This window comes from Nonomuraea sp. NPDC050663, assembly GCF_044456985.1.
Lineage (GTDB): Bacteria > Actinomycetota > Actinomycetes > Streptosporangiales > Streptosporangiaceae > Nonomuraea.
Genome location: NZ_JBITGL010000004.1, coordinates 668,258 through 690,588, shown reverse-complemented (window position 1 = coordinate 690,588; position 22,331 = coordinate 668,258). Strand labels below are relative to the sequence as shown.

Annotated in this window: 18 protein-coding genes; 8 read left to right on the top strand and 10 right to left on the bottom strand. The window is 70.6% G+C overall.

Translation table 11 applies throughout. The annotated features are described in order from the left end of the window. Window positions 1-20 precede the first annotated feature (20 nt). Complete coding sequence (locus ACIBH1_RS16025) at window positions 21-1,880, bottom strand: DNA/RNA helicase domain-containing protein (RefSeq protein ID WP_397314495.1); 1,860 nt, start codon at window positions 1,878-1,880, stop codon at window positions 21-23. Between the two features lie 258 nt (window positions 1,881-2,138). Between ACIBH1_RS16025 and ACIBH1_RS16020 the strand changes: the two genes are divergently transcribed. After that, window positions 2,139-4,067, top strand: coding sequence for a DNA/RNA helicase domain-containing protein (locus ACIBH1_RS16020; protein WP_397314493.1), 1,929 nt, complete (start codon window positions 2,139-2,141; stop codon window positions 4,065-4,067). Here ACIBH1_RS16020 and ACIBH1_RS16015 read toward each other — a convergent pair. Together ACIBH1_RS16015 and ACIBH1_RS16010 are read right to left on the bottom strand one after the other, a co-directional pair. Next, window positions 4,033-4,449 carry a RidA family protein gene (locus ACIBH1_RS16015; protein ID WP_397314492.1) on the bottom strand — a complete coding sequence of 139 codons (417 nt, stop codon included), beginning with the start codon at window positions 4,447-4,449 and terminating at the stop codon, window positions 4,033-4,035. The two genes, ACIBH1_RS16020 and ACIBH1_RS16015, sit on opposite strands and share 35 nt — an antisense overlap. 11 nt (window positions 4,450-4,460) lie before the next feature. Next, window positions 4,461-5,408: a helix-turn-helix transcriptional regulator gene (locus ACIBH1_RS16010; RefSeq protein ID WP_397314491.1), complete on the bottom strand. Its 948-nt coding sequence runs from the start codon at window positions 5,406-5,408 to the stop codon at window positions 4,461-4,463. Window positions 5,409-5,482: 74 nt separating this feature from the next. Here ACIBH1_RS16010 and ACIBH1_RS16005 point away from each other — a divergent pair, with 74 nt between their 5' ends. Beyond that, window positions 5,483-5,875, top strand: a complete 393-nt coding sequence (locus ACIBH1_RS16005; RefSeq protein ID WP_397314490.1) for a VOC family protein — start codon at window positions 5,483-5,485, stop codon at window positions 5,873-5,875. A 7-nt stretch (window positions 5,876-5,882) separates the two neighbouring features. Next, window positions 5,883-6,986, top strand: a complete 1,104-nt coding sequence (locus tag ACIBH1_RS16000) for a winged helix DNA-binding domain-containing protein (protein ID WP_397314489.1) — start codon at window positions 5,883-5,885, stop codon at window positions 6,984-6,986. Between the two features lie 58 nt (window positions 6,987-7,044). Here ACIBH1_RS16000 and ACIBH1_RS15995 read toward each other — a convergent pair whose 3' ends face one another. Further along, window positions 7,045-8,283 (bottom strand): DUF2786 domain-containing protein, encoded by a 1,239-nt coding sequence (locus ACIBH1_RS15995; RefSeq protein WP_397314488.1) that lies wholly within the window; start codon window positions 8,281-8,283, stop codon window positions 7,045-7,047. Window positions 8,284-8,387: 104 nt separating this feature from the next. Here ACIBH1_RS15995 and ACIBH1_RS15990 point away from each other — a divergent pair, with 104 nt between their 5' ends. Further along, window positions 8,388-9,635, top strand: coding sequence for an MFS transporter (locus tag ACIBH1_RS15990; protein WP_397314487.1), 1,248 nt, complete (start codon window positions 8,388-8,390; stop codon window positions 9,633-9,635). Here ACIBH1_RS15990 and ACIBH1_RS15985 read toward each other — a convergent pair. From ACIBH1_RS15985 to ACIBH1_RS15965, 5 genes are read right to left on the bottom strand one after another with little or no spacing between them, the layout of a single operon-like run. After that, window positions 9,616-10,431 (bottom strand): carbohydrate ABC transporter permease, encoded by an 816-nt coding sequence (locus ACIBH1_RS15985; protein ID WP_397314486.1) that lies wholly within the window; start codon window positions 10,429-10,431, stop codon window positions 9,616-9,618. The two genes, ACIBH1_RS15990 and ACIBH1_RS15985, sit on opposite strands and share 20 nt — an antisense overlap. Beyond that, a complete protein-coding gene (locus ACIBH1_RS15980) occupies window positions 10,424-11,302 on the bottom strand; it encodes a carbohydrate ABC transporter permease (RefSeq protein ID WP_397314485.1) in 879 nt (292 codons plus the stop codon). The genes ACIBH1_RS15985 and ACIBH1_RS15980 overlap by 8 nt, the downstream gene beginning before the upstream one ends. Before the next feature lie 3 nt (window positions 11,303-11,305). Continuing rightward, window positions 11,306-12,559, bottom strand: coding sequence for an ABC transporter substrate-binding protein (locus ACIBH1_RS15975; RefSeq protein WP_397314484.1), 1,254 nt, complete (start codon window positions 12,557-12,559; stop codon window positions 11,306-11,308). 18 nt (window positions 12,560-12,577) lie between these two features. Next, window positions 12,578-14,170 carry a beta-N-acetylhexosaminidase gene (locus ACIBH1_RS15970; RefSeq protein ID WP_397314678.1) on the bottom strand — a complete coding sequence of 531 codons (1,593 nt, stop codon included), beginning with the start codon at window positions 14,168-14,170 and terminating at the stop codon, window positions 12,578-12,580. A gap of 2 nt (window positions 14,171-14,172) precedes the next feature. Then, window positions 14,173-15,417, bottom strand: a complete 1,245-nt coding sequence (locus ACIBH1_RS15965; RefSeq protein ID WP_397314483.1) for a Gfo/Idh/MocA family protein — start codon at window positions 15,415-15,417, stop codon at window positions 14,173-14,175. A gap of 121 nt (window positions 15,418-15,538) precedes the next feature. Here ACIBH1_RS15965 and ACIBH1_RS15960 point away from each other — a divergent pair, with 121 nt between their 5' ends. Then, window positions 15,539-16,705, top strand: coding sequence for an ROK family protein (locus tag ACIBH1_RS15960; RefSeq protein WP_397314482.1), 1,167 nt, complete (start codon window positions 15,539-15,541; stop codon window positions 16,703-16,705). A gap of 16 nt (window positions 16,706-16,721) precedes the next feature. On the opposite strand, the gene ACIBH1_RS15955 is transcribed toward ACIBH1_RS15960, so the two are convergent. Further along, window positions 16,722-18,518, bottom strand: a complete 1,797-nt coding sequence (locus ACIBH1_RS15955; protein WP_397314481.1) for a discoidin domain-containing protein — start codon at window positions 18,516-18,518, stop codon at window positions 16,722-16,724. A 469-nt stretch (window positions 18,519-18,987) separates the two neighbouring features. On the opposite strand from ACIBH1_RS15955, the gene ACIBH1_RS15950 reads away from it, so the two are divergent. From ACIBH1_RS15950 to ACIBH1_RS15940, 3 genes are read left to right on the top strand one after another with little or no spacing between them, the layout of a single operon-like run. Continuing rightward, window positions 18,988-20,109, top strand: coding sequence for a serine/threonine protein kinase (locus ACIBH1_RS15950; protein WP_397314479.1), 1,122 nt, complete (start codon window positions 18,988-18,990; stop codon window positions 20,107-20,109). 1 nt (window position 20,110) lies between these two features. Further along, window positions 20,111-21,217, top strand: a complete 1,107-nt coding sequence (locus ACIBH1_RS15945; protein ID WP_397314478.1) for an alpha-hydroxy acid oxidase — start codon at window positions 20,111-20,113, stop codon at window positions 21,215-21,217. Then, complete coding sequence (locus tag ACIBH1_RS15940) at window positions 21,214-22,317, top strand: PLP-dependent aminotransferase family protein (protein ID WP_397314477.1); 1,104 nt, start codon at window positions 21,214-21,216, stop codon at window positions 22,315-22,317. The genes ACIBH1_RS15945 and ACIBH1_RS15940 overlap by 4 nt, the downstream gene beginning before the upstream one ends. The last annotated feature ends 14 nt before the right edge of the window (window positions 22,318-22,331 follow it).

Sequence of the window (22,331 nt, the reverse complement as noted above, 5' to 3'; positions counted from 1 at the left end):
ACCTTTTCCCTGTCTCCGTGTCAGCGCCGGACGAGCTGGGCCAGCAGATCGCGGAGAGCCGGCTCCACAGCATAGATCACGGTCCCGCGCATCCCCCTGGTGAGCAGCACCTTGTAGACGTTGCGCACCAGCCTGTCGAACTCGGCGTCGGGGACGGTCTTGTGGCTCCTGAAGGCCGGGTCCCGATTCTCCTTGCGGACGGTCACCAGCCGACCGTCGCGGACCGACAGGTCAGGGCCGAGGATGACGCCGTTCCAGTCGTACTCGAAGCCCTGCGCCGTGTACACGCAGCCGACCTGCCCGAACCCGGTGGGTTCGCTGGCCCACAACATGCTGGGCGGGGCGTCGCCGACCGCACGGTCCTTCTTGACGTTCCACGGCCGTGCCCACTCGCCGATGACCACGTCGTCCACCAGGGTGTCGTCGGGCCGCGGCTCGCTCCACGGCCAGCAGAACCCCGCCGTCATGCGGGCCGTACCTGGTCGCGCCCGGAGCGCGGCCTCCAGTTCCTGCGGGCTGCCGACGAGGCGCACCTCGAAGTCCTCGTCACCCTCCCACGCGACGGGGCCGCCTCCGGCCAGGCCGAGCAGGCGCAGCACCCACTGCTCGTAAGCACGGCTGCCGCCGCACCTGAACTGCTCGTCCAGGTCGACCCGGTGCACGTCGAAGCCCTTGGCATCGGCGTAGCGCTCGATGCCGTCGACGGTGCCCAACTCGCCGGGCCGTACCACCTGGTGCTGGTCGAGCAGGAAGACCGGGACCCGCGCGGCCGACAACAGCTCGTCGAGCTGGCTGCGGCCCGTCCGCCTGGCAGCGGGGGTGAACCGGTTGGTGGAGGTCTCACGGATACGATGCGCCTCATCGCAGATCAGGACGTCCAGGGCGTTGGGCTCGGCTCCGATAAAGCTGTTGAAGTAGGCGAAGAGGCTCTTGATCCGCGTGCTTCCCCGGCCGGGATAACGGCGCATGGTCTGGGTGAACGACTGCGAGCCCGTGGCGTGCAGCGCGGAACGGCCCTGCCGGAACAGCTCACCCAGCAGCGACAGCGCGATGACGCTCTTGCCGCTGCCCGGCCCGCCGGTCACCAGGACGACCTGCTTGTGATCGGACCGCCTCGCCCTGTCGACGGCGCGCATCACCAGCTCGTAGGCGACCTGCTGCTCGTCGAGCAGGACGAACTGCTCCCGCTCGCGGATCTCCCTGGCCGCGTAGGTCATCAGCTGCTTGCTCGGCGCCACCGGGCTGCCCAGCAGCCGGTCGGCCGCCTCCGCGCCGGACCGGTCGGCCAGCCGCTCGCCCAGGTAGCGCAGGAACTCGCCACGGCGCTGCTTGGTGAACAGACGGCCGCGCTCCTCGCCGACCTGGTCGGCCAGGCCGTCGACGTCCAGGTCCATGGCGTTGTGCAGGTAGGCGGCGCCGTGCAGCCCGTCCGGGTTCCCGGCGAAGACGCCCAGAAAGTCGCCCATGTATTCGCAGTAGCGCCGCACCTGCTCGGCCGGGTTCAGCCGCTCCGCGCCACCCATGCCGTCCACCAGCACCAGGCGCTCGCCCAGCTCGGACGGCTCGGCCCTGCTCCACTGCTTGAGCTCGACCACGACGTAGGAGTCCCGGCCGGTCCGCGGATGGACCCCGGCCAGCACCACGTCGGCGCGCTTGCTGGTCAGCGGCAGCCGGTACTCGACGAGCATCTCGACCTGCCCGAGCCCCGCGTCGGCCAGGTCCCGCGCCAGCACGGGCAGGCTCCTGCGCCACGAGTTGGTCTCGGCCGGCGAGACACCGCGCCCTGTCGTCCTGCGCACGTGCTCAGCGATCACCTCCACCAGCGCGGCCTCGTTCGGCGAGGCGAGCAGGTTCTCGACAGACAGCCGCAGCGCCGTCACGGACTTCCCCCAGGCAGCACGAGAAGACTCGTGCGGGTGGGGGCCTATCCGCTCCGGCGTCAGCCGTACGAACGCGGAAGCCCGTCGGGCCGCATCACATGGTCATCAAGAGGGTAGCGGTGGGTCAGGGAAAGGTCACGGCGCTCAGTCGATCTCCCCGCTACCATCGAGAGCGCAACCTGAGCGGCCGACGGGCTTCCGCAGATCGTGGATACGCCCCCATTCCGCACGATCCTTCGTGCTGTCTGGGAGACGTCTGTGGTACCCGCCCACCGGTCCTCAGCCCGAGCGCTGCGCTCCGACCTTCTTCACCCCAGGTCCGTCATCGAGACCAGGCTGATCAAGACCCTGTCGGAGCGGGTGCAGCGTGAGACGGGCCGCAGACCGGTGCAGTCGGAGAAGACCGCGTGGAGGGAGAGCCTCTCCGACCTCGCCTGCGTCCTCGACGACGCCGGTCTGGGAGAGGTCGAGGTCCTGGTCGAGTTCCCCATGCCGCACAACCGGCGCAGCAGCGCCGACGTGGTCCTCGCCGGCGTGCACCCCGAGACCGGCCGGGACACCTACGTCGTGGTCGAGCTCAAGCAGTGGAGCGAGGCCCGCGCGGTGGACGAGGACAAGCAACTCTTCGAAGTGCCGAATCTGGGTCAGAAGAGCCATCCGTCACTTCAGGCCAAGGGGTACCGCAGCCAGATCGTCGGCGGCTTGGCGGTCCTGGACGGGCGTGCGGACGCCGTCACCGCTCTGGTCTACCTGCACAACGCCGATCCACAGGATGTCTCCGATCTGAGCATGGGCGCCGCCTGCGAGGGCGTGCCGGTGTTCACCAGAGCCAGCCGCGGCAGCCTGATCGAGCATCTGCTGGGGCTGCTGGCGAACAGCCCCGGCCGCCTGGCCGCCGATCGGCTGCTCGGTAGCCGGATTCATCCGAGCCAGAACTTCCTGCGCAAGTCCGCCGAAGTCATCCGCGGGTTCGGCCAGTTCGATCTGCTGGACCAGCAGCTCGACGCCTTCGCCATCGTCCGGGCCAGGGTCAGGGAAGCGAACGAGGCGAACACCAAGCGGGTGGTGATCATCACCGGTGGGCCTGGCAGCGGGAAGTCGGCGATAGCGCTCTCGCTCCTCCAGTCGTACATCGAGGAGGGCAATCCACGCATCGCCTACGCCACGGGGTCGAGCACGGTCACCAAGACCCTCCGCAAGCACGTGGCGGGAAGGGACCGCGCGCTGCACGGATTGTTCCGCTACTACATGGAGTTCGCCAACGCGAGCCGGAACGAGCTCGACCTGCTCATCGCGGACGAGGCGCATCGGGTCAGAAAGAACTCCTTCGACCTCTACAGAAAGCAGTGGCGCAGCGATCGGCCGCAGATCGAGAGCATGATCAACGCCAGCAGGGTCCCCGTCTTCCTCCTTGACGAGCACCAGGTCGTCAAGCCGGACGAGGTCGGCACCGTCGCCGCCATCGTCGCGCAGGCGCAGGCCATGGACCTCGCCTACGACCACGTCAGGCTGGACGCCCAGTGGCGTTGCGGCGGCAGCGCCATCTACGACACGTGGGTCCTGCGGCTGCTGGGGCTCGGCGCCTCGGACGGGGAGTGGAACGGCGGAGCCGAGCCGGAACGCTGGCCGGGAGATCCCGCCTTCCAGGTCCACCTCGCCGGCTCGCCCGCCGAACTGGAGGGTTTCCTGCACGAGAAGCTGAGCCAAGGACAGAGCGCGCGCATCATGGCCGGGTACTGCTGGCCCTGGAGCAAGCCCGTCGCCGGTCAGCCCCTGGTGCCCGACGTCACGATCGGCGAGTGGGCACGCCCGTGGAACCTCAAGCAGGACAAGCCCATGAACGGCATCCCGCCCAGCACCCTGTGGGCCACCACGGAGGGCGGTTTCGGGCAGGTCGGCTGCGTCTATACGGCCCAGGGGCTGGAGTTCGACTGGGCCGGGGTCATCATCGGCCCCGACCTCGTGGCGCGGAACGGCCGCTTCGTGCCGCGCCAGGAGTACAGCAAGGACAGGGAACTGACCAGGTCCGCAGTCACGCACGAGCAGTTCGGCCGGCTGGTCCGCAACATCTACAAGGTCCTGCTCACCCGCGGGCTCCGGGGCGTGGTCGTCCATGCCGTCGACGAGGAGACCCAGGACTTCCTGGCCGACCTCATCCAGGCTCCCCAGGAGGGAGCGCGGCGGTGAGGTCGAGTTCGACGAGTTGGCCCGCGAACCCGAGCTGTGCGACGCCGAGCAGCGTGCTGGCGGAGGTGAAGGCCGGGGCCAGTGGTGAGGCGAGGAGCCGCCGCCAGACCGTGCCGAGCGCGGGCGAGTCGTGGCTGACCACGTAGATGACGGAACGCACGACGTGTTCCGGTCGGGCGGAGACTGCGGCGAGGGCGGTGAGGGCGTTGGCGACGATCTGGTCCACCTGCGCGTCGAGGTCTCCGGCGCCGACCAGGGTGCCGGTGGGGTCGAGGGGGCACTGGCCGGCGAGGAAGGCCAGCCGGCCGGCCTCGGCGATGGTGATGTGGCTGTAGCCGGGGGTGGCGTGCAGGTCTGAGGGGTTGAGTCTGGTGATGGTCACGGGACCAGTGTTCACGAGGGGGCGGTCGCGTGCGCGTATCGCCTGGCCAGGCGGGTGACGGCCGCCTTGAGCTCCTCTGGCCCGACGATCTCCAGGTCGGCGTCGAAGCGGCCGAGGTCGGCGGCCAGGGCGATCCATGACCAGGAGCCCGTGACGAGCCGGCACCGGTCTGGGGCGAGCTCTTCCACGACGCCGTCGCGGATGTAGGGCGAGACGGCGGCGGCTGGGAGGGCGAGGATGACCTCGCCGCGGCACGGCCAGTCGCCGGAGGCGCCGGGGGAGGAGCCGCGGAAGCGGGCGGCGACGAAGGTGGCCACGTCGCCGCCGGGCAGTTCGCGGGGGGTGAAGCGGGGGCCGGTGGGGACGCGCGGGGTGATGCGGTCGGCGCGGAAGATGCGCCAGTCGTCGCGGTCGAGGTCCCACGCGACGAGGTACCAGCGGCCCGCCCAGGTGACGAGGTGGTGGGGTTCGGCCCGGCGCGGCAGGTCGTGGCCGGTGTAGTCGAAGCGGAGCACCTCCCGCGCCCGGACGGTGGTGCCGAGGGAGAGCAGGACGTCGCCGGGCATCTGGGGGTCGGCGACGGCGGTGAGGTGGAGGGCGTCGATGCGGTGGCGCAGGCGGGCGGGCATGACCTGCCGGACGGTGGCCAGCGCTCGGGCGGCGGCCTCGTCGATGGCGGCGCCCGTCGTGGGGGCCGCCTGGAGGGCTATGGCGAGGGCGACGGCCTGGTCGTCGTCGAAGAGGAGGGGCGGCAGCTGGGCGCCGGCGTCCAGGCGGTAGCCGCCGTCGGGGCCCTTGATGGCGGCGATGGGGTAGCCGAGGTCGCGGAGACGGTCGACGTCTCGGCGCACGGTGCGGGGGCTGACGTCGAGGCGTTCGGCCAGCAGCGCCCCCGGCCAGTCGCGTCGTGCCTGGAGCAGCGACAGCAGGGCCAGGAGCCGGGCCGAGGTTTTCTGCACCCGATCAGAGTAGCGGCCAGAATCTGTCCGCTTCTGATGCGAAGTTGAGGGCACTCGAACAAAGGAGAGATGTCATGGCCGTGTCCTCGGTGACCCATCTGAACTTTCGCGGAGCCGCCCGTGAGGCGCTGGCGTTCTACCAGTCCGTGTTCGGCGGGGAGCTGGTCTCGGTGCCGCATGCGGATGACGAGAGCCTGGTGATGTGGGGGCAGGTGGCCGCCGCGAACGGGTTCCGCGTCATGGCGTACGACGTGCCGTCCGGCATGCCGTACAGCCCGGGGGAGAACGCGTTCTTCGTCTCCGTGCGCGGGGAGACGGCGGAGGAGGTCGTCCCCTTCTGGGACGGGCTCTCCGACGGCGCGCGCATCCACCAGCCGCTGGGGCCGTCGGCGTGGGCGCCGGTGTACGGCATGCTGACCGACCGGTTCGGCGTCACCTGGGTGATCGATGTGAGCGTTGCGGGATGATGATCGCATGACGACCGTGCTCGACAATCGCACGCTCAACCGCGCGACGCTGGCCAGGCAGTTCCTGCTCGAGCGCGCCGATCGCCCGGTGTATGACGCCGTCGCGCATCTGGGCGGGTTGCAGGCGCAGGAACCGCAGGAGCCCTTTGTGGGGTTGTGGTCGCGGTTGCACGACTTCGATCCGAAGGAGCTCTCGGAGCTGCTCGTGGAGCGGAGGGTGGTGCGGACCATCCTGATGCGGCGCACCGTCCACCTGCTGACCGCGGAGGACACGCTGGCGTGGCGCGCCCGTCACGATGCGATGCTGCGCCAGCGCATGCTCGGGGTCTATCGCGCTGAGCTCGCCGGGGTGGATCTCGACGAGTTGCTCGATGCGGGCCGGGAGCTGATGGCCGACGGCGAGCCGCGGTCGATGGGGGAGATCGGCCGGGCGCTGGTCGACCGGTGGCCGGCGGCGGGGGCCCGGGTGCTGGGGGAGATGGTCGTCGCGGCCCTCATCCCGATGGTCCAGATGCCGCCCCGCGGGGTGTGGCGCACGAAGGCGGGGGTGCGGAACGCGCTGTTGTCGTCGTGGCTCGGGCGCGAGGCCGATCCGCTCGCCGCCGACGGGCCGGATGCGGCGGGGGAGGCGCTGGTGCGGCGCTATCTGGCCGCGTACGGCCCGGCGGCCTCCGCCGACCTGCGGGCCTGGTGCGGTCTGGCCGGGCTGCCGGTGGCGGTGAAGGCGGTACGGCCAGAGCTCGTGTCGTTCCGGGACGAGCGGGGGCGGGAGTTGCTGGATCTGCCCGATGCGCCGCGCCCGGACGCGGACACGCCCGCGCCGGTGCGTTTCCTGCCGGCGTTCGACAACGTGATTCTCGGGTTCGACGACCGGAGCCGGATCATCGACGATGAGCACCGGGGGTTGTCGGTGGCGGGGGCGCGGGTGGTGCTGGTCGACGGCAGGGTCGCCGCGACGTGGACCGTCGAGGCGGCCACGGGCGCGGGCGTGGTCGTCACGCCGCTGGGGCGCCTGTCGCCGGCCGATCGTGACGCCGTCGCCGAGGAGGGGCGGGCGCTGGCGCGCTTCCTGTCCGATGGTGACAGTGACCAGGTGCGCCTCGACGACTGACCGCGCCCAGGACGAGATCAGGTGCGCGTCGACTGACTGCCTCCCCGGACGAGGCGGTTCACGAGCCGACCTGTCCTCGCACCCCCAGCCGGGCCTGGTCGGCCGCCGCGCGTCCCGCCGTCCATCCCTCGTGGTCGTAGGCGCCGCGCACCCGTGACCGCGTCAGCGTCGGGAACATCGCCTCCACCACCGACTCCACCTCGGCCGTGCGGGCCGCGAGCAGCGGGACGAGGTCGGTGCCGCGGGCCTGGCCCTCCTCCCGCACGGTCTCGGCGGTGGCCTCGTCGAGCCGTTCGCCGACCCTCACGGTGAACGCCTGCAGGAACGACTCGCGGAAGGAGCGGCTGCGCGACCGTCCTGACCCATGCTTCTTGGTGCCCGCCTGGACGATCGAGGTCGTCGCCTGCACCAGCAGCGAGGTGAACAGCAGCTCGACGGCGTCGAGGTCGGCCTCGAACCCCAGCACGGTGGAGAACCCGAGGTCGTCGCTCCAGATGGCGCGGCACCGGTTGGCGTCGGCCACGACGGACAGCAGCGACGCCTTGGCCTGCTCGTAGGGCGCGTCGATGCCCACCCTGATGCCGGAGGGGCCGGCGTGGGGCCCGGCCTCCAGCATGGCGACGTCGATGCTGTGCTTGGCCATCAGCCGCTGCGCCGCGGCGGTGAAGGTCTGCGCCTCGGCCTCGAAGGAGGTCGACTCGGCCTTGGCGAGCAGGGCGCGCACCCTGGTGAGCGTCTTGTCGTCGGCGGTGCTCTGGCGCGCGGGCGAGGTGCGGCGGGCCTGGCCGGGGATGGGGCCGAGCTGTTCGAGGCGGGGCAGGGTGGTCAGGACCTGGAGCAGTTCGAGGGCGTGGCCGAGGGCGACCAGGCGCGGCTCCTTGCGGCCGGTGACGGCGGGCACCTGGGCCGGCCAGCGCTCCGGGACCGTGTCGTTGGGGTAGTTCCGCAGCTCCGACGCGATCTGCTCGGCCGCCAGGTCGGCGTGCGGGGTGCCGAGGCGGCGGCCGGCGACGCGGATCACGTCGGCGGGCTGCCACCCGTTGCGCCACAGGGCCCCGATGGACCGCGCGATGGTGGCGTTCAGCTCGCGGTCGACGGTACGGCTCCAGCCGGGCGCCGGGCCGTCGCCGTCGGCCGGCGTGGCGGCGCGGGAGGCAGGGCCTCCGGATCGCACGGCCGGTCCGTCGCCGTCGGCCAGGACGGCGACGCAGGTGTCGAATCCGGCCTGGTCGTCGTGGTGGAGCAGGCCGATCGCCCTGCCGATCAGTTCGCGGGCGTGTTCGGCGGCCCCCTGCATGCTTCTCTCCTCGGACGAGCGTTGTGCCCAGGATACGGGCGGGTGGTAATTGCGTTGCCGCCGCTCACAGCGGCCCGTAGGGTTGGTGATTTGTGCGCGGGATTATGGGGCGTTTTGTGCCCAAACGGTGGGGTTCATCGTTTCGTTGGCTCCTGGGATCGAGCTGGTCGACCAACTTCGGCGACGGCGTCGCCATGGCGGCCGCGCCCCTGCTCATCGCCTCGCTGACCAGGAATCCCTTCCTGATCTCGCTGGGTGCGCTGATCAGCTGGGCACCGCCGATGGTGTTCAGCCTGTACGCCGGGGTGTTGTCGGACCGGCTCAACCGGCGGCGGATCATGCTCGTGGCCAACGCGGCCCGGCTGGTCGTCTTGGCAGGACTGGTCACGATGATCGCCACCGGGACGATCACGGTGGCCTCCGCGCTGGTCGCGCTGGCGCTGATGGGCGTCGCCGAGGTGTTCGCCGACAACACCGCCTCGACCCTGGCCCCGATGCTCGTGCCCCGCGACGACCTGGCGCTGGCCAACTCGCGGCTGCAGACCGGCTTCCTCACGCTCAACCAGCTCGCCGGGCCGCCGCTCGGCGCGCTGTTGTTCACCGCGGGAGCGGCGTGGCCGTTCGCCGGTCAGTTCCTGCTGGCCGCGGCCGGGCTCGTCATGATCTCCCGCATCGTGCTCCCGGCGCACGGCCGCGAGAACGGCTCGACGGGCAAGAGCGTCCTGCACGACCTGCGCGAGGGTTTCCTCTGGACGGTACGGCACGCCGCCGTGCGCACCCTGGTGCTCACCATCCTGATTTTCAACGTCACCTTCGGCGCCGCCTGGTCGGTGCTGGTGCTCTACAGCCTGGAGCGGCTCGGCCTCGGCTCGGTCGGCTTCGGCCTGCTCACCACGATCATGGCGGTCGGCGGGCTGATCGGCACCGCGTTGTACGGGGCGATCACCCGCCGGTTCAGCCTCGGCGTCGTCATGCGCGCCGGCCTGATCATCGAGACCCTCACCCATCTGGGCCTGGCTCTGGCGACCTCCGCCTGGGTGGCCTTCCCGATCTTCCTGGTGTTCGGCGCGCACGCGTTCATCTGGGGCGCCACCTCGGTCACCGTGCGCCAGCGTGCCGTACCCACCGAGCTGCAGGGCCGGGTGGGCAGCGTGAACACCATCGGCGTCTTCGGCGGCATGGTCGTCGGCTCGCTGATCGGCGGCGCCCTCGCCTCGCACTACGGCGTGACGGCTCCCTTCTGGTTCGCCTTCGCCGGCTCGGCCGTCTTCGTGGTGGCGCTGTGGCGGCAGCTCATGCACATCGCCCACGACGACGAGGCTCCGGCGGAGGTCACCCCTTCGACCCCGTGAACGCGATCCCCGCGATCAGCTGGCGTTGCATGACCACGAAGAGCACGATCACCGGCAGCGACGCCACGAGCGACCCCGCGAACAGGATCGGGTAGTTCGTCAGGAACTGCCCGCGCAGCGAGGCCAGCCCGGCCGAGAGCGTCATCATCTCCGGGTCGGTGTTGACCACCAGCGGCCACAGCAGGCTGCTCCACGACCACATCACCGTCAGCAGCCCCAGCGCCAGCAGCCCCGGCCTGACCAGCGGCAGCAGGATGTGCCAGTAGATCTGCCACGGGTTGGCCCCGTCGATCGAGGCCGCCTCGTCGAGCTCCTTCGGCAGCGACATGAAGAACTGCCGCAGCAGGAACGTGCCGAACGCGCCGAAGACGCCGGGGGCGATCAGGGCCTGCAGCGTGTTGAGCCAGCCCAGCCCCATCATGATCTCGTAGCGGGGGATGAGGAACAGCTCGCCCGGCACCATCAGCACGGCCAGGAAGGCCATGAACAGGATGCCGCGCCCGGGGAAACGCAGCCGGGCGAAGGCGAAGGCGGCCAGCGAGCACAGCAGGAGCTGGCCCGCCGTCACCGCCGCCGTCACCACGACGGTGTTGAGGAACTGCCTGCCCAGGGGAACCGAGCGGAAGACGTCGACGAAGTTGGACCACTGCCACGACGGGGTGAACTTCGGCGGCACGCGCAGCGAGTCGGGCAGCGTCTGCAGCGAGACGATGAGCTGCCAGGCGAACGGCGCGAGCATCACCAGGGCGCCCGCCGCCAGGATGACGTGCGCGGGCCAGGTCCGCGGCTTACTCATAGTGCACCCACTTCTTCTGGAGCCTGAACTGGATCGCGGTCAGGACCAGGATCAGCGCGAGCAGGATGACGGCGATCGCCGCGGCCATGCCGCGCTGGTTCTGCACGAAGCCGGTCTGGTAGAAGAGGTAGACGATCGTCCGGCTGCCCGCCAGGGCGGGGCTTTCCGCGTCGACCATGAGGTAGACCAGGTCGAACACCTGCAACGCGTTGATCATCGTGATGACGATGACGAAGAACGTGGTCGGCGTGAGCAACGGCAGGGTGATGCTGAAGAACTGCCGCATCCGCCCGGCGCCGTCGATCTCGGCCGCCTCGTAGAAGTGACGCGGGATCCCCTGCAGCCCGGCCAGGAACAGCACGGCGTTGTAGCCGATCGAGCTCCAGATGCCGACGATCGCGATGGCGTAGATCGCGAATCTCTCGTCGCCGAGCCAGTACGGCCCGTCGATCCCGATGGCCGCCAGCAGGTGGTTGATCGCGCCGAACTCGCCGTTGAACAGGTAGCTCCAGGTCAGGCCGATGGCCGCCGGCATCGTCACCACGGGAAGGAAGTACAGCGTGCGGTAGACGCTCAGGCCGCGCAGGCCCGGGACGTTGAGCAGCGACGCGACGACGATGGACAGCGGCACGCCCGCCAGCACCAGCACCGAGTAGAGCAGGGTGTTGCCGAGCGTGCCGTACATCTCCTCGTCGCCGAAGAGCTCGGCGAAGTTGGCCGTCCCCACCCAGGTGTAACCGCCGAAGACGCCCGACTCGGTCATGCTGAGGTACAGGGTCTGGGCGATCGGCCACAGGTAGAAGACGGCCAATCCCAGCGCCATCGGGGCGATGAGGAGGTAGCCCCACGCCCACTCGCGCTTGGAGTGCATCGATTACTCCTTGGCCAGGATCTCGTTCATCTGCGTCGCGATCTCCTTGGCGACGTCGGCCACCGGCCGCTTGCCCGCCCAGGCCTCGGCCAGCAGCTTGTTCTGCACGTCCTGCCACTGCGCGGTGTTGAGCGACACCGGGTACGGCACGCCGTGCGGCAGCGACGCGTCGTAGGTCTCCTTGAGGTGGAAGTTCGGGAAGGCCTTGAACCAGCCGTCCTGCGTGCCCTCGCGCAGCGACAGGGCGCCGCCGCCGGCGTCGGCGAGGATCTTCTGGGCCGGCTCGGAGGCGACGAACTCGGCGAAGGCCGCGGCCTCCTTCGGGTGCTCGGTCTTGGCCGAGACCGCGTTGGCCAGGCCCAGCAGGATGACGGCCTCCTTGGCCGGGCCCTTGGGCAGCGCGACCAGGTCGATCCGCTCGGCGACCTCGGGGTTGGCCGCGAACGTGGCGGCGAGCCAGGCGCCGCCGTAGAACATGCCGTACTTGCCCGACTGGAAGAGCGTGATGGAGTCGGTGTCGGCGTAGACCTCGGCGACCGGGGCGACCTTCTCCTGGATCATGCTGGTCCAGAACTCCAGGCCCTGGATCGAGGCGGGGTTGTCGAAGCCGCTCTTCTTGCCGTCGGCGGAGATCACCTCGCCGCCGGCCTGGTACATCGTCGGGTAGAAGGCGCCCTGGTCCCACATGTGGGCCAGGATGCCGAACTGCTTCTTGGCCGGGTCGGTGAGCTTCTTGGCGGCGGCCTTGACGTCGTCCCAGGTCCAGTCGGCGGTCGGGTAGGCCACGCCGGCGTCGTCGAAGATCTTCTTGTCGTACCAGAGCGCCGGGATGCCGACGTTGTGCGGCAGGCCGTACAGCTTGCCGTCGTAGCGGTAGCCGTCGACGACCGCGGGGGTGAGCCCCTGGGCCTTGGACTCGTCGAGCGGGGCGAGGATGCCGCCCTTGGCGTACATGCGGACGTTGAGGCTGTTCATCCAGAACACGTCGGGGGCGGCGCCGCCCGAGGCGGCCGTCTGGAGCTTGGTCCAGTACTGGTCCCACGGGGTGATCTCGAGCTTCACCGTGACGTTCGGATTGGCCTGCTGGAAGGCCGCGATGATCTTCTCCGCGCTCGCCTGGTCGTTCTTGTCCCAGATGGCGTAGCTGATCGTGGCCTTGCCCGAGCCCGACGGGTCGCCGGACGAGCCGGAGGTGCCCGACGAGCCGCAGGCGGCCGTCAACGCGGTGAGGACCGCGAGGGTCAGACGGAAACGCATGGTTGTCTCCATGGGGGGTCAGGGGTGGAGGTTGGAGGTCCAGTTGACGAGCTGACGGTCGATCTCGGCCCTGGTCCGGGGGTGTCCGGGGGCGTCGGGACGTTGCTGCCAGGGGTGCGGGCCGCCGGCCGGGCGGTATTCCACGCCCAGCGCGTCGAGCCGCTTCTCGTGTACGGCCAGCCGTACGAGGAAGTCGTCGAAGTCGTGTTCGTCGCTCCACATCGCCTCGGCGAAGGCTGCCAGGCGCGGGAAGGCCATGTAGTCGAGGAGCCGGGGCGAGTCGATGTGCTCGGTCCACAGCGCCGCCTGCGCGCCGAGGATCCGGTCCCGTTCGGCCAGTCCTGGTGGGACCGGGTCGAACGCGTGGATGGAGCGCAGCGAGGTCACGCTGCCGATCGGCACCGGCTCCTGCTCGCCCTCCGCCTGGCGGAAGTCCAGGTAGGTCTCGGCGAAGGGGGAGACGACCACGTCGTGGCCGGCCCTGGCCGCCATCGCCGCGCACTTGGGGCCGCGCCAGGCGCCGACGGTGACGCCCGGGGGCAGGCCGCCCTCCAGGAGCTCGTCCCAGCCGACCGGCTTGCGCCCGCGGGCCAGCAGGTAGTCGGTGAAGTGCCGCATGAGCCAGGTCTGCAGCTCGTCGGCGTCGCGCAGGCCCAGTTCGCGGATGCGTTCCTTGGCGGGGACGCTCGCGTTCCACTGGGTCTTGGGCGTCTCGTCGCCGCCGACGCAGACGTACTGGCCGGGGAAGAGCTCGATGACCTCGTCGAGGACGTCGGTGAAGAAGGCGATCGTCTCGTCGGCGACGTTGAGCACGTTCTCGCCGACGCCCCATTCGGTGCGCACGTCCAGGGGGACATTGAGGTTGCCCAGCTCCGGGTAGGCGGCGATGGCGGCCTGGGTGTGGCCGGGCAGGTCGATCTCCGGGACGACCGTGACGAACCGGTCGGCCGCGTAGGAGACGATCTCCCTGATGTCGTCCTGGGTGTAGTAGCCGCCGTGCGGGCGGCCGTCGAACAGGCGGTGCTGCCTGGCGCCCCGGGGCGACTCGCGCCGCCACGAGCCGACCTCGGTGAGTCTCGGATACTTCCTGATCTCCAGCCGCCAGCCCTGGTCGTCGGTCAGGTGCAGGTGCAGGACGTTGAGCTTGTGGGCGGCCAGCAGGTCGATGTAGCGCAGGAGGTCGTTCTTGGGCAGGAAGTGGCGGGCCACGTCGATGAGGCAGCCGCGCCAGCCGTACCTGGGGGCGTCGGAGACGGTGATCTCGGGGATGCTCCAGGTCCTGTCCGCCGTACGGCCGGCGCGGAAGGCTGCAGGGTCGAGCAGCTGGCGCAGGGTCTGCGCGCCGTAGAACGCCCCGGCCTGCCCGGTGGCCTCGATCACGACGGATCGTGTCGTGGCGCTGAGCCGGTACTCCTCGGGGCCGAGGCCCTCGACGAGCCGGATCTCGACTCCGCCCCGCCCTTCCGGCAGCGGCAGGCCGGTGGCGGGGGCGAGGGACCGGCGCAGCCACTCGGCGGCCCTGGCCAGCGCTGGGTCGGCGGTCAGCGGGGTGGAGGCGGTGAAGGTGAAGCGGCCCGCACCGAGGCTGTGGCGGGAAGGCGCCGGGATCATGGTCACAGCGCCTCCACCGTACGGTTCTCGCGGGCACGCTCGGCGGCCCACACGACGAGGTGTCCCGCCAGGGCGTCGTCGGGACCGGCGCCGAGGGGAGCCTGGTCGCCCGCCTCGACGGCGTCGACGAACGCCCTGATGAGCCCGGTGTCACCGCCGCCGTGGCCGTCGGACAACGACGCGCCCGCGCTCGTCCCGGTGTCGATCGTCTCCTCGGCGCCGGTCACGAAGTCGACGACCCTGATGGTGTGACCGTCTCCCTCGGCGAAGCCGCGGCTGCCGAAGACGCGCGTCTTGCGGTGCTCCAGCGGCGTGAACGCCGTCATCGTGAATGACACGGTGGTCCCTCGTTCGAACTCCATCGTGACGACCTGCTGGTCGACCACGTCGTTGTCGCAGTCGTAGACGCACCGGCCGTAGGGGCCGGTCTCCAGCGCGTGCATGACGCCTGCCGTACTGGCGTCCGAGGTCACCGCGCCGAGCGGCCAGAACTCGCGGACCGGGTCGCCGAGGCAGCCCAGGTAGAGGCGGGAGGCCGAGTACGGGCAGGTCGGCTCGACCGGGCAGCTGACGCAGCGGGTGCCCGCGCCTTCCGGCCGGTTCTCCGGACGGAAGTGGGTCAGCGAGCCGAAGGACGACACGGCGACGGGCTTCTCGTCGACGACGTGGAGCAGCCAGTCGATGTCGTGGCACGACTTGGTCAGCAACATCGGCCCCGATGCGGCCGCGTTGCGCCAGTGGCCGCGCACGAACGAGTGGGCCATGTGCCACCAGCCCACCGGTTCCAGGTGCTGCACGCTGGAGATCGGCCCTAACCGGCCGCTGCCCAGGAGCTGCTTGAACGCCCTGGTGTAGGCGGTGTAGCGGAGCACGTGGCAGACGGCGAAGACGACGCCGTTGCGCTCGACGGCCTCGACGATGCGGCGGGCCTCCGGCTCGGTGGGGGCCAGCGGCTTCTCCAGCAGGATCGCGTAGCCCAGGTCGGCGAAGGCGACGGCCGGGTCGGCGTGCATCGTGTCCTGGGTCGCGATGATCACGGCGTCGGCCAGCTTCGGCGCGGCGGCCAGCTCGGCCCATCCCTCGAAGCGCGCTTCCTCGGGAACGCCGTGTTCGGCGGCCATCGCGGCCCGCCTGGCCGGATCCGGGTCGGCCACGGCCACGATCCGCGCCCGGCCGTCGGCGGCCGCCGCCCGGGCGTAGATCATGCCGCGGGCTCCCGCCCCGGCTACGGCTATAGTCACTGTCATTCGCGGACCCCTTTTATTGCGGACTCCATAAATAGTCATGGAACCCGCCTTGCAGTCAAGACCCGCTTTGCCGGATGATCTCATTAATGCCCGGAGACCATTGATGACGAGGAGCAACCCTGTGCAGGTCAGTGGTGGGGATCTTCAGCGCCTGCGTCAGCTGAACTCCCTCAGCAGCATCCGCGCCCTGCGCGAGTCGCGCGCACCACTGACGCTCACCGAGCTGTCGGCCCAGACAGGGCTCTCGCGGGCCTCGGTCGGCGACGTGGTCACCGACCTCCACCAGCGCGGCTGGATCACCGAGGTCGAGCCCACGCCCGGCACGATGGGCCGGCCCGCCAAGCGCTACCGCTTCCGCGCCGACGCCGGGCACGTGCTCGGCATCGACATAGGAGTGCACAAGGTCCTGGCCGTCGTCACCGACCTCACGGGCCGCATCGTGGCCAGCGGACGCGTCGCCGTCGACAGGAGCACCACCAGGCCCGAGCGCCTGGATGCCGTGTGGCGGGCGGTCGAGGCCGCCCTGGTCGCCTCGGGGCTGGCCGCGGCCGACCTGTGGGGCGTCACCGCCGGGAGCGTCGGCGTCGTCAGCCGGGAAGGGTCGGTCACCCGGGTCGAGGCCCTGCCCGACTGGGCGGGGGTCGACCTCGCGGGCCACCTGGGCGAGCGCCTGTCCTGCCCGATCACCATCGAGAACGACAGCAAGCTCGCCGCCCTGGCCGAGCAGCGGCTCGGCGTCGCCGCGGGCGTCCAGGACCTCGTCTACCTGCACGTCGGACGTAGGCCAGGAGCGGCGCTCATCCTCAGCGGCCGCCTCCACCACGGCTTCAGCGGCGCCACCGGCGAGGTCGGCCTGATGAACATCACCGGCTGGCGCACCATGGCGGTCGAGCTGGAGGGCTGCCCCGTGGCCGACGGCGCGCCGCCGGAGGAGGCCGCCCGGCTCGTCTTCGGCGCCGCCCGCGCCGGAGACGCCGTGGCCAGGGAGGCCGTCGACGTCTACGCCCGCCGCCTGGCGCTCGGCACCGCCGCCATGGTGCTCACGCTCGACCCCGAGCTGGTCATCCTCGGCGGCGGGTTCTCCCGCTCGGCCGACGTGCTGCTGCCGGCGCTCCAGCGGGCCCTTGAGCCCCACTGCCTGCGCGTGCCCGACATCCGGCCCTCGACCCTCGGCGAGGAGTGCGTCGCCCTGGGCGGCGCCTGCCTGGCGCTGGACCAGGTCGCCGAGCGGTTCTTCTCCTCCGAGGGAAGCCTGGCCAGCCCCGTCGCCCCCCAGCGGCTCGGCTGAGGGGCGACGGAGGCGGTCAGGCCTTCTCGTAGGGGACGATCTCGGCGAGGGCGGACGCGCCGCCGATGCCGTAGTCGGAACGCAGCCTCAGGTAGCGGGCCGAGACGCCCTGGAGGCTGACGTCGTTGGCCGCGGTCATGCGGGCCCACTCGACCGGCACGACGTCCCTGAACGTGACGCCGTCGTCGCTGACCTGGACCATGCCCTTGAGGATCGTGCCGTTCATGTTGGTGCGCAGCTTGGGCTGGAACCGCACTGCGGACAGTTCCCTGACCCTGCCGAGGTCGACGGTGATGGTGTGCGGCTGCGGCGCGACCACCGGGTAGTCGGAGTGGAAGTCCGTGGTCAGGTCGCCGTCGACGGCCCGCTTGGGATCGCCGATGCCCGGCTTGAACGTGCTGGCCGTGGCCTTGAGCTCGGCGGGCGGGATGCGGCGGCCGGCGGGCGCGGGCGGCCAGATGTGGCGTCCCTTGCCGGGCTCCTCGAAGACGATCTCGCGGTTGGGTCCGGTGCCCTTGCCGCGGATCAGGATGTCGGTGACCACGGAGCCGTGGTCGGAGTACCAGGGGTACTGCGGGTCGAGCGGCGTCTGCTGGTGGCGGGGCAGGCGCCGGACGTCGGCGCGCGAGCCCAGGACGCGCACGTCCTCGCCGCGGGCGAAGACGTAGTCGATGCGGCCGGGGATGGCGCCCATGCCGTGGAAGGGGCTCCACGTGCGGCCCGGGTACAGCCCCGCGTCGGCGTTGGCGTAGCGGAAGGTGTCCATGAAGCCGTGGTCGGTGTACTGCTTGGTGTACGGCCAGGGCAGCACCAGCCCGCCGTGGCCGGGCGAGTTGGCGAACTGCTCGCTCCAGTCCAGGTGCGACTGGGCGTTGAGGTCGCCGCCCATGAGCACGGGGGCGCCGTCGTTCCCGGTGAACTGCGGGATGGCCTTCTCCAGGATGGCCTTGCCCATGGCCATGCGGCGCAGGTAGTCGCCCTCCAGGATCTGGGCGTCGGTCTTGGAGCGGGGCAGGCCGTGGGTGTTCTCCACCGCCGCGTTGTGCGTGTCGCCGTAGGCCCAGCCGTCGTGCCAGGTCCACAGGCTGAAGGCGTGGACGTGCTGGCCGTTGGGCAGGCCGAGGCGGGCGCCGCCGATGTTGAAGGAGTCGATGTCGGCGTCGGCGTAGCGCGGGTAGACCTTCTGGACCTCGAGCTTGGTGTACAGCCACAGGTTGTCGCCGTTGTGGCTGTTGTCCTCCGGGTGGGTGAGCCGGACGCCGGTGTACCGGTCGCCCTCCGCCCGCCCGACGTTGAGGCCGTCGAGGATCTTCTCGCCTGAGCCGTAGCCCTCGACCACGAAGAAGACGTCGGGGTTGACCTCGTTGATGTAGTCGATCATGTGGGTGAGGTTCTCGCCGGTGGTCTCCTTGCGGTCGAACGTGCCGCCCACGAAGAGGTTGAAGGCCATCAGCCGCAGCTGCGTGCCCACGTGCTTCTCCGGCAGGGAGGTGAGGGAGACGTCGACCGTCACCTGACCGTCGGGGTGCGTGAAGGGACGGCTGCGGACCTTGCCGTCACGGGTGTACATGGTGTCGCGAGCCCAGACCTGCTCGCCGGTCCTGACCGTGGTGACGAACTCCTCGACGCGGTGGTTGCGCGCCTTGCCGGTGGCGACCACCGTGCAGGTGCTGCCGGGACCGCCGGTGCCGTCGCACTCGAGCCGGTAGGTCGGCTTGTTCGCCGGGTCGGCGGTGGCGGCGGTGGAGTTGGTCGCGGCGAGGACTCCGGTCAGGGCCACGGCGGCGGCCAGGGGTGGGATCAAGCGGCGCATGGGCGTTCCTTGGGGGTCGGGGGATGGGTGCTCACTATCGATACACTCCAGAGGAAGTTTCTCCCTGTGAGGCCTCTTCTACCGAGATCATCGCGGTCTCCGGGTGGCGCTGCAAGGGCCCAGCGGTGAATTTTTATGGACTGTGCAATAAAGAGCGCCCTCGGTGGGGTGCGAGCGCCCGGCGCGCCCCCAACATTTACAGGAGATTATTCTCCTCCGTTTTCGGCGATGTCAGAAAGCTGATTTTGGATCTTCTGCGTCGCCAATTATCCGGGCCGGACAAAGGCACGGATCGCGCGTGCGATAGATGACTCTTCATCCGTTAGCAAGAGGGTTTTCATGTGCTTCTGTGCTGTTGACAGAGCCGGAGCCCCAATTTAGCTTTGCCGAGGACGTGATCTCTGGGAGCCCGGTGATTTCGGCTCCTCCGTCAATCGCACTTTCACCCATCGTTAATGGGGGACGCTCAGTGAGAGTCAATTCTTGGAATGGCTGGGATCCGCTCACGCACGTCATCGTCGGCCGCGCCGACGGCACCATGGTGCAGGCGCCCGAGCCGACCGTGGTCAGGGACTGGCCGGAGGACGGCTTCCCGGCCGGCGCCTACGGGCCGCTGCCCGACGACATGGTCCAGGCCGCCAACGCCCAGCTCGACGCCTTCGCCGACCTGCTGCGGAGCCGGGGCATCAGGGTCGACAGGCCCGACGTCATCGACTTCGGCCGCCCGGTGTCGACGCCCGACTGGGAGCAGGACTCCATGTTCGGCTGCATGCCGCCCAGAGACGTGCTCGTCACCGTCGGCAGCGAGATCCTCGAGGCCACGATGAGCTATCGCAGCAGATGGTTCGAGTACCTCTGCTACCGGCCGCTGCTCGACTCCTACTTCCGCGACGACCCCGGCATGCGCTGGGAGGCCGCGCCCAAGCCGCGGCTCACCGACGACGCCTACAAACCGGGATTCTGGCCCGAGTACGAAGCGCTCGGCTTCGACGAGCAGATCGCCAGGGTGCGCGAGAACGACCTGGCCCTCACCGAGATCGAGCCCCTGTTCGACGCGGCCGACATCGCCAGGTGCGGCAAGGACCTGTTCGTCCAGCTGTCGATGGTGACCAACCGCAGCGGCGTCGACTGGCTGCGGCGGCACTTCCCCGAGCACCGGGTGCACCCCGTGACCTTCGGCAACACCCACCCGGTGCACATCGACGCGACGTGGGTGCCGTTACGCCCCGGCCTCGTCCTGCACTGCGCGGAGCGGGAGGCGGAGGAGGACCTGGTCCAGTACTTCAAGATCAACGACTGGGAGATCGTGTCGGCCGCACGGCCCGCCAAGACCTGGGACGACCTGCCCAAGCTCTGCTTCTGCAGCCCCTGGCTGTCGATGAACGTGCTCAGCCTGGCGCCCGACACGGTCTGCGTGGAGGCGGGCGAGACGGCCCAGATGGAGCTGCTCGACAGCCTGGGCTTCGAGGTCATCCCCGTGCCGTTCTGGGACGTCGCGCCGTTCGGCGGAGGGCTGCACTGCTCGACCGTCGACATCCACAGGGAAGGCGAACTGCAGGATTACTTCCCCAAGCGTTACGGCAGGTTCTGACGTGCTGCGCGAGCAGGGCCGCGGGATCGCGGCCACCGCTCGCCCGCTCGCCTGCGCCGCCGACTACGCCGCCGCGGCCCGCGCCGCCCTGCCTCCCGACGTCTGGGACTACGTCAACGGCGGCGCGGGCGACGAGCTGACCCTGGCCGCCAACCTCGCGGCCTTCCGCCGCCGTGCCGTACGGCCCCGCGTGCTCGTGGACGTCGCCCACCGCGACACCCGCACCCGCGTGCTCGGCACCGACCTGGCCGCTCCCCTCGCCGTCGCCCCGATGGCCTACCACCGCCTCGTCCACCCCGACGGCGAGAGCGGCACGGCACGCGCGGCGGCGGCCGAAGGCCTGCTCACCGTGGCGAGCACGTTCGCCAGCCAGACCGTCGAGGAGATCGCGGCGGCCGCGCCCGGCAGGGTGTGGTTCCAGCTGTACTGCTTCCGCGACCGGGGCCTGACCGCCGAGCTCGTCTCACGGGCCGAGGCGGCCGGATGCACGGCCCTGGTCCTGACCGGCGACGCCCCGCTCATGGGGCGGCGCGAGCGCGACATCCGGCACGGCTTCGTCCTGCCCGACGACGTCGAACCGGCGAACCTGCGCGGCCTCCCCGGTGGTGGGCGCGACCTCGCGGCCGCCACGCGTGACCTGCTCGACCCGGCCCTGACGTGGGACGCGGTCGGGCGGCTGGCGGAGTCGAGCCGGTTGCCGCTGGTCATCAAGGGCGTGATGACCGCCGAGGACGCCGTGCTGGCCCGCGGGGCCGGCGCCGCCGCGGTGATCGTGTCGAACCACGGCGGGCGCCAGCTCGACGGCGCGCCCGCCACGCTCGACGCCCTCGCCGAGGTGTGCGACGGCGCCGCCGGCGACGTCGAGGTCTACCTCGACGGAGGCGTGCGCCGCGGCCTCGACGTGCTCAAGGCGGTCGCGCTCGGCGCCCGGCTGGTCCTCACCGGCCGCCCGGTGTTGTGGGGGCTGGCCGTCGCCGGAGAGCACGGGGCACGCGAGGTCCTGCGCCTGCTGAAGGACGAGCTCGATCTGGCCATGGCCCTGTCAGGCCGGCCGAGCCTCGCGCGGCTCGGCCTGGACACGCTCGCGCCCGCGGAAGGGGACACGTGACCACCACCCGCCTCATCGATCTGGGCAAGGGCGAGCCGCAGAACTCGGTGCTGCCCCTGGAGTACTTCCGCAAGGCCGCGGAGCACCGTCTGGCCTTGCCGGACCGCAGCGCCTTCGGATACGCGCCCGAGCAGGGCTGGGAGTCGCTGCGCGCCGAGATGGCGCGGTTCCTGACCGCCCGCTCCGGCCTCGACGTCGATCCGGGGGAGCTGCTCGTGACCTCCGGCGCCTCGCACGGGCTCGACCTGATCCTCAGCCGCTTCACCAGGCCGGGCGACACGATCGTCGTCGAGGACCCGACGTACTTCTTCGCCCTGGACATCATCCGCGACCGGGGCGTGCGCGTGCTGCCCGTCCCGATGGACGGCGGCGGGCTCGACGTCGGGGCGCTGGAGTCGTTGCTGGCCACCGAGCACCCCCGGCTGCTGTACTCCGTCCCGGTCTTCAACAACCCGATGGGGACGACGCTGGCGCCGCAACGCCGGCGGCGGCTGGTCGAGCTCGCGGAACGTCACGACTTCCTGATCGTCGCCGACGAGGTCTACCAGCTGCTCGGCGACGTGACGCCCCCGCTGCGCGCGGCCGGCGGCGACAGGGTGCTCTCCCTCGGCTCCTTCTCCAAGATCTTCGCCCCCGGGGTACGGCTCGGCTGGGTGCACGCCGATCCCCGCCTCCTGACGCGGCTGCTGCAGGACGGCGAGCTGCACAGCGCGGGCGGCGCCTCCCCGGTCACCGGAGCGATCATGGAGAGCGCCCTGGCGCTGGGCCTGCAGGACCGCTTCCTCGACGAGCTCAGCGACCACTACCACGCGCTTCGCAGGCACATGATCCAGGCGCTGTCCGACACGCTTCCCCCGAGCCTGCGCTTCGTCCCGCCCGACGGCGGCTACTACATCTGGCTGCCGCTTCCCGAGCACCTCGATTGCGCCGCACTGCTTCCCGAGGCCGAGAAGGCGGGCCTGGCCTACCGGCCGGGCAGCCTCTTCTCCACCGGCGGTGGCTCGGCCCACTGCATGCGGCTGTGTTTCGTGCACTACGACGAGCCGACCCTGACCGAGGGATGCCGACGGCTCGCAGCGTTCCTTCGACCCCGTGTGTGAGCGGCAGACCGCCC

Bases quoted from the DNA above. Each gene is read 5' to 3' on its own strand.
- ACIBH1_RS15980 (WP_397314485.1), bottom strand. From the start codon at position 11,302: ATGCACTCCAAGCGCGAGTGGGCGTGGGGCTACCTCCTCATCGCCCCG.
- ACIBH1_RS15985 (WP_397314486.1), bottom strand. From the start codon at position 10,431: ATGAGTAAGCCGCGGACCTGGCCCGCGCACGTCATCCTGGCGGCGGGC.
- ACIBH1_RS15955 (WP_397314481.1), bottom strand. From the start codon at position 18,518: ATGCGCCGCTTGATCCCACCCCTGGCCGCCGCCGTGGCCCTGACCGGA.
- ACIBH1_RS15970 (WP_397314678.1), bottom strand. From the start codon at position 14,170: ATGATCCCGGCGCCTTCCCGCCACAGCCTCGGTGCGGGCCGCTTCACC.
- ACIBH1_RS15975 (WP_397314484.1), bottom strand. From the start codon at position 12,559: ATGCGTTTCCGTCTGACCCTCGCGGTCCTCACCGCGTTGACGGCCGCC.
- ACIBH1_RS16000 (WP_397314489.1), top strand. From the start codon at position 5,883: ATGACGACCGTGCTCGACAATCGCACGCTCAACCGCGCGACGCTGGCC.
- ACIBH1_RS15990 (WP_397314487.1), top strand. From the start codon at position 8,388: ATGGGGCGTTTTGTGCCCAAACGGTGGGGTTCATCGTTTCGTTGGCTC.
- ACIBH1_RS15965 (WP_397314483.1), bottom strand. From the start codon at position 15,417: ATGACAGTGACTATAGCCGTAGCCGGGGCGGGAGCCCGCGGCATGATC.
- ACIBH1_RS15995 (WP_397314488.1), bottom strand. From the start codon at position 8,283: ATGCAGGGGGCCGCCGAACACGCCCGCGAACTGATCGGCAGGGCGATC.
- ACIBH1_RS16005 (WP_397314490.1), top strand. From the start codon at position 5,483: ATGGCCGTGTCCTCGGTGACCCATCTGAACTTTCGCGGAGCCGCCCGT.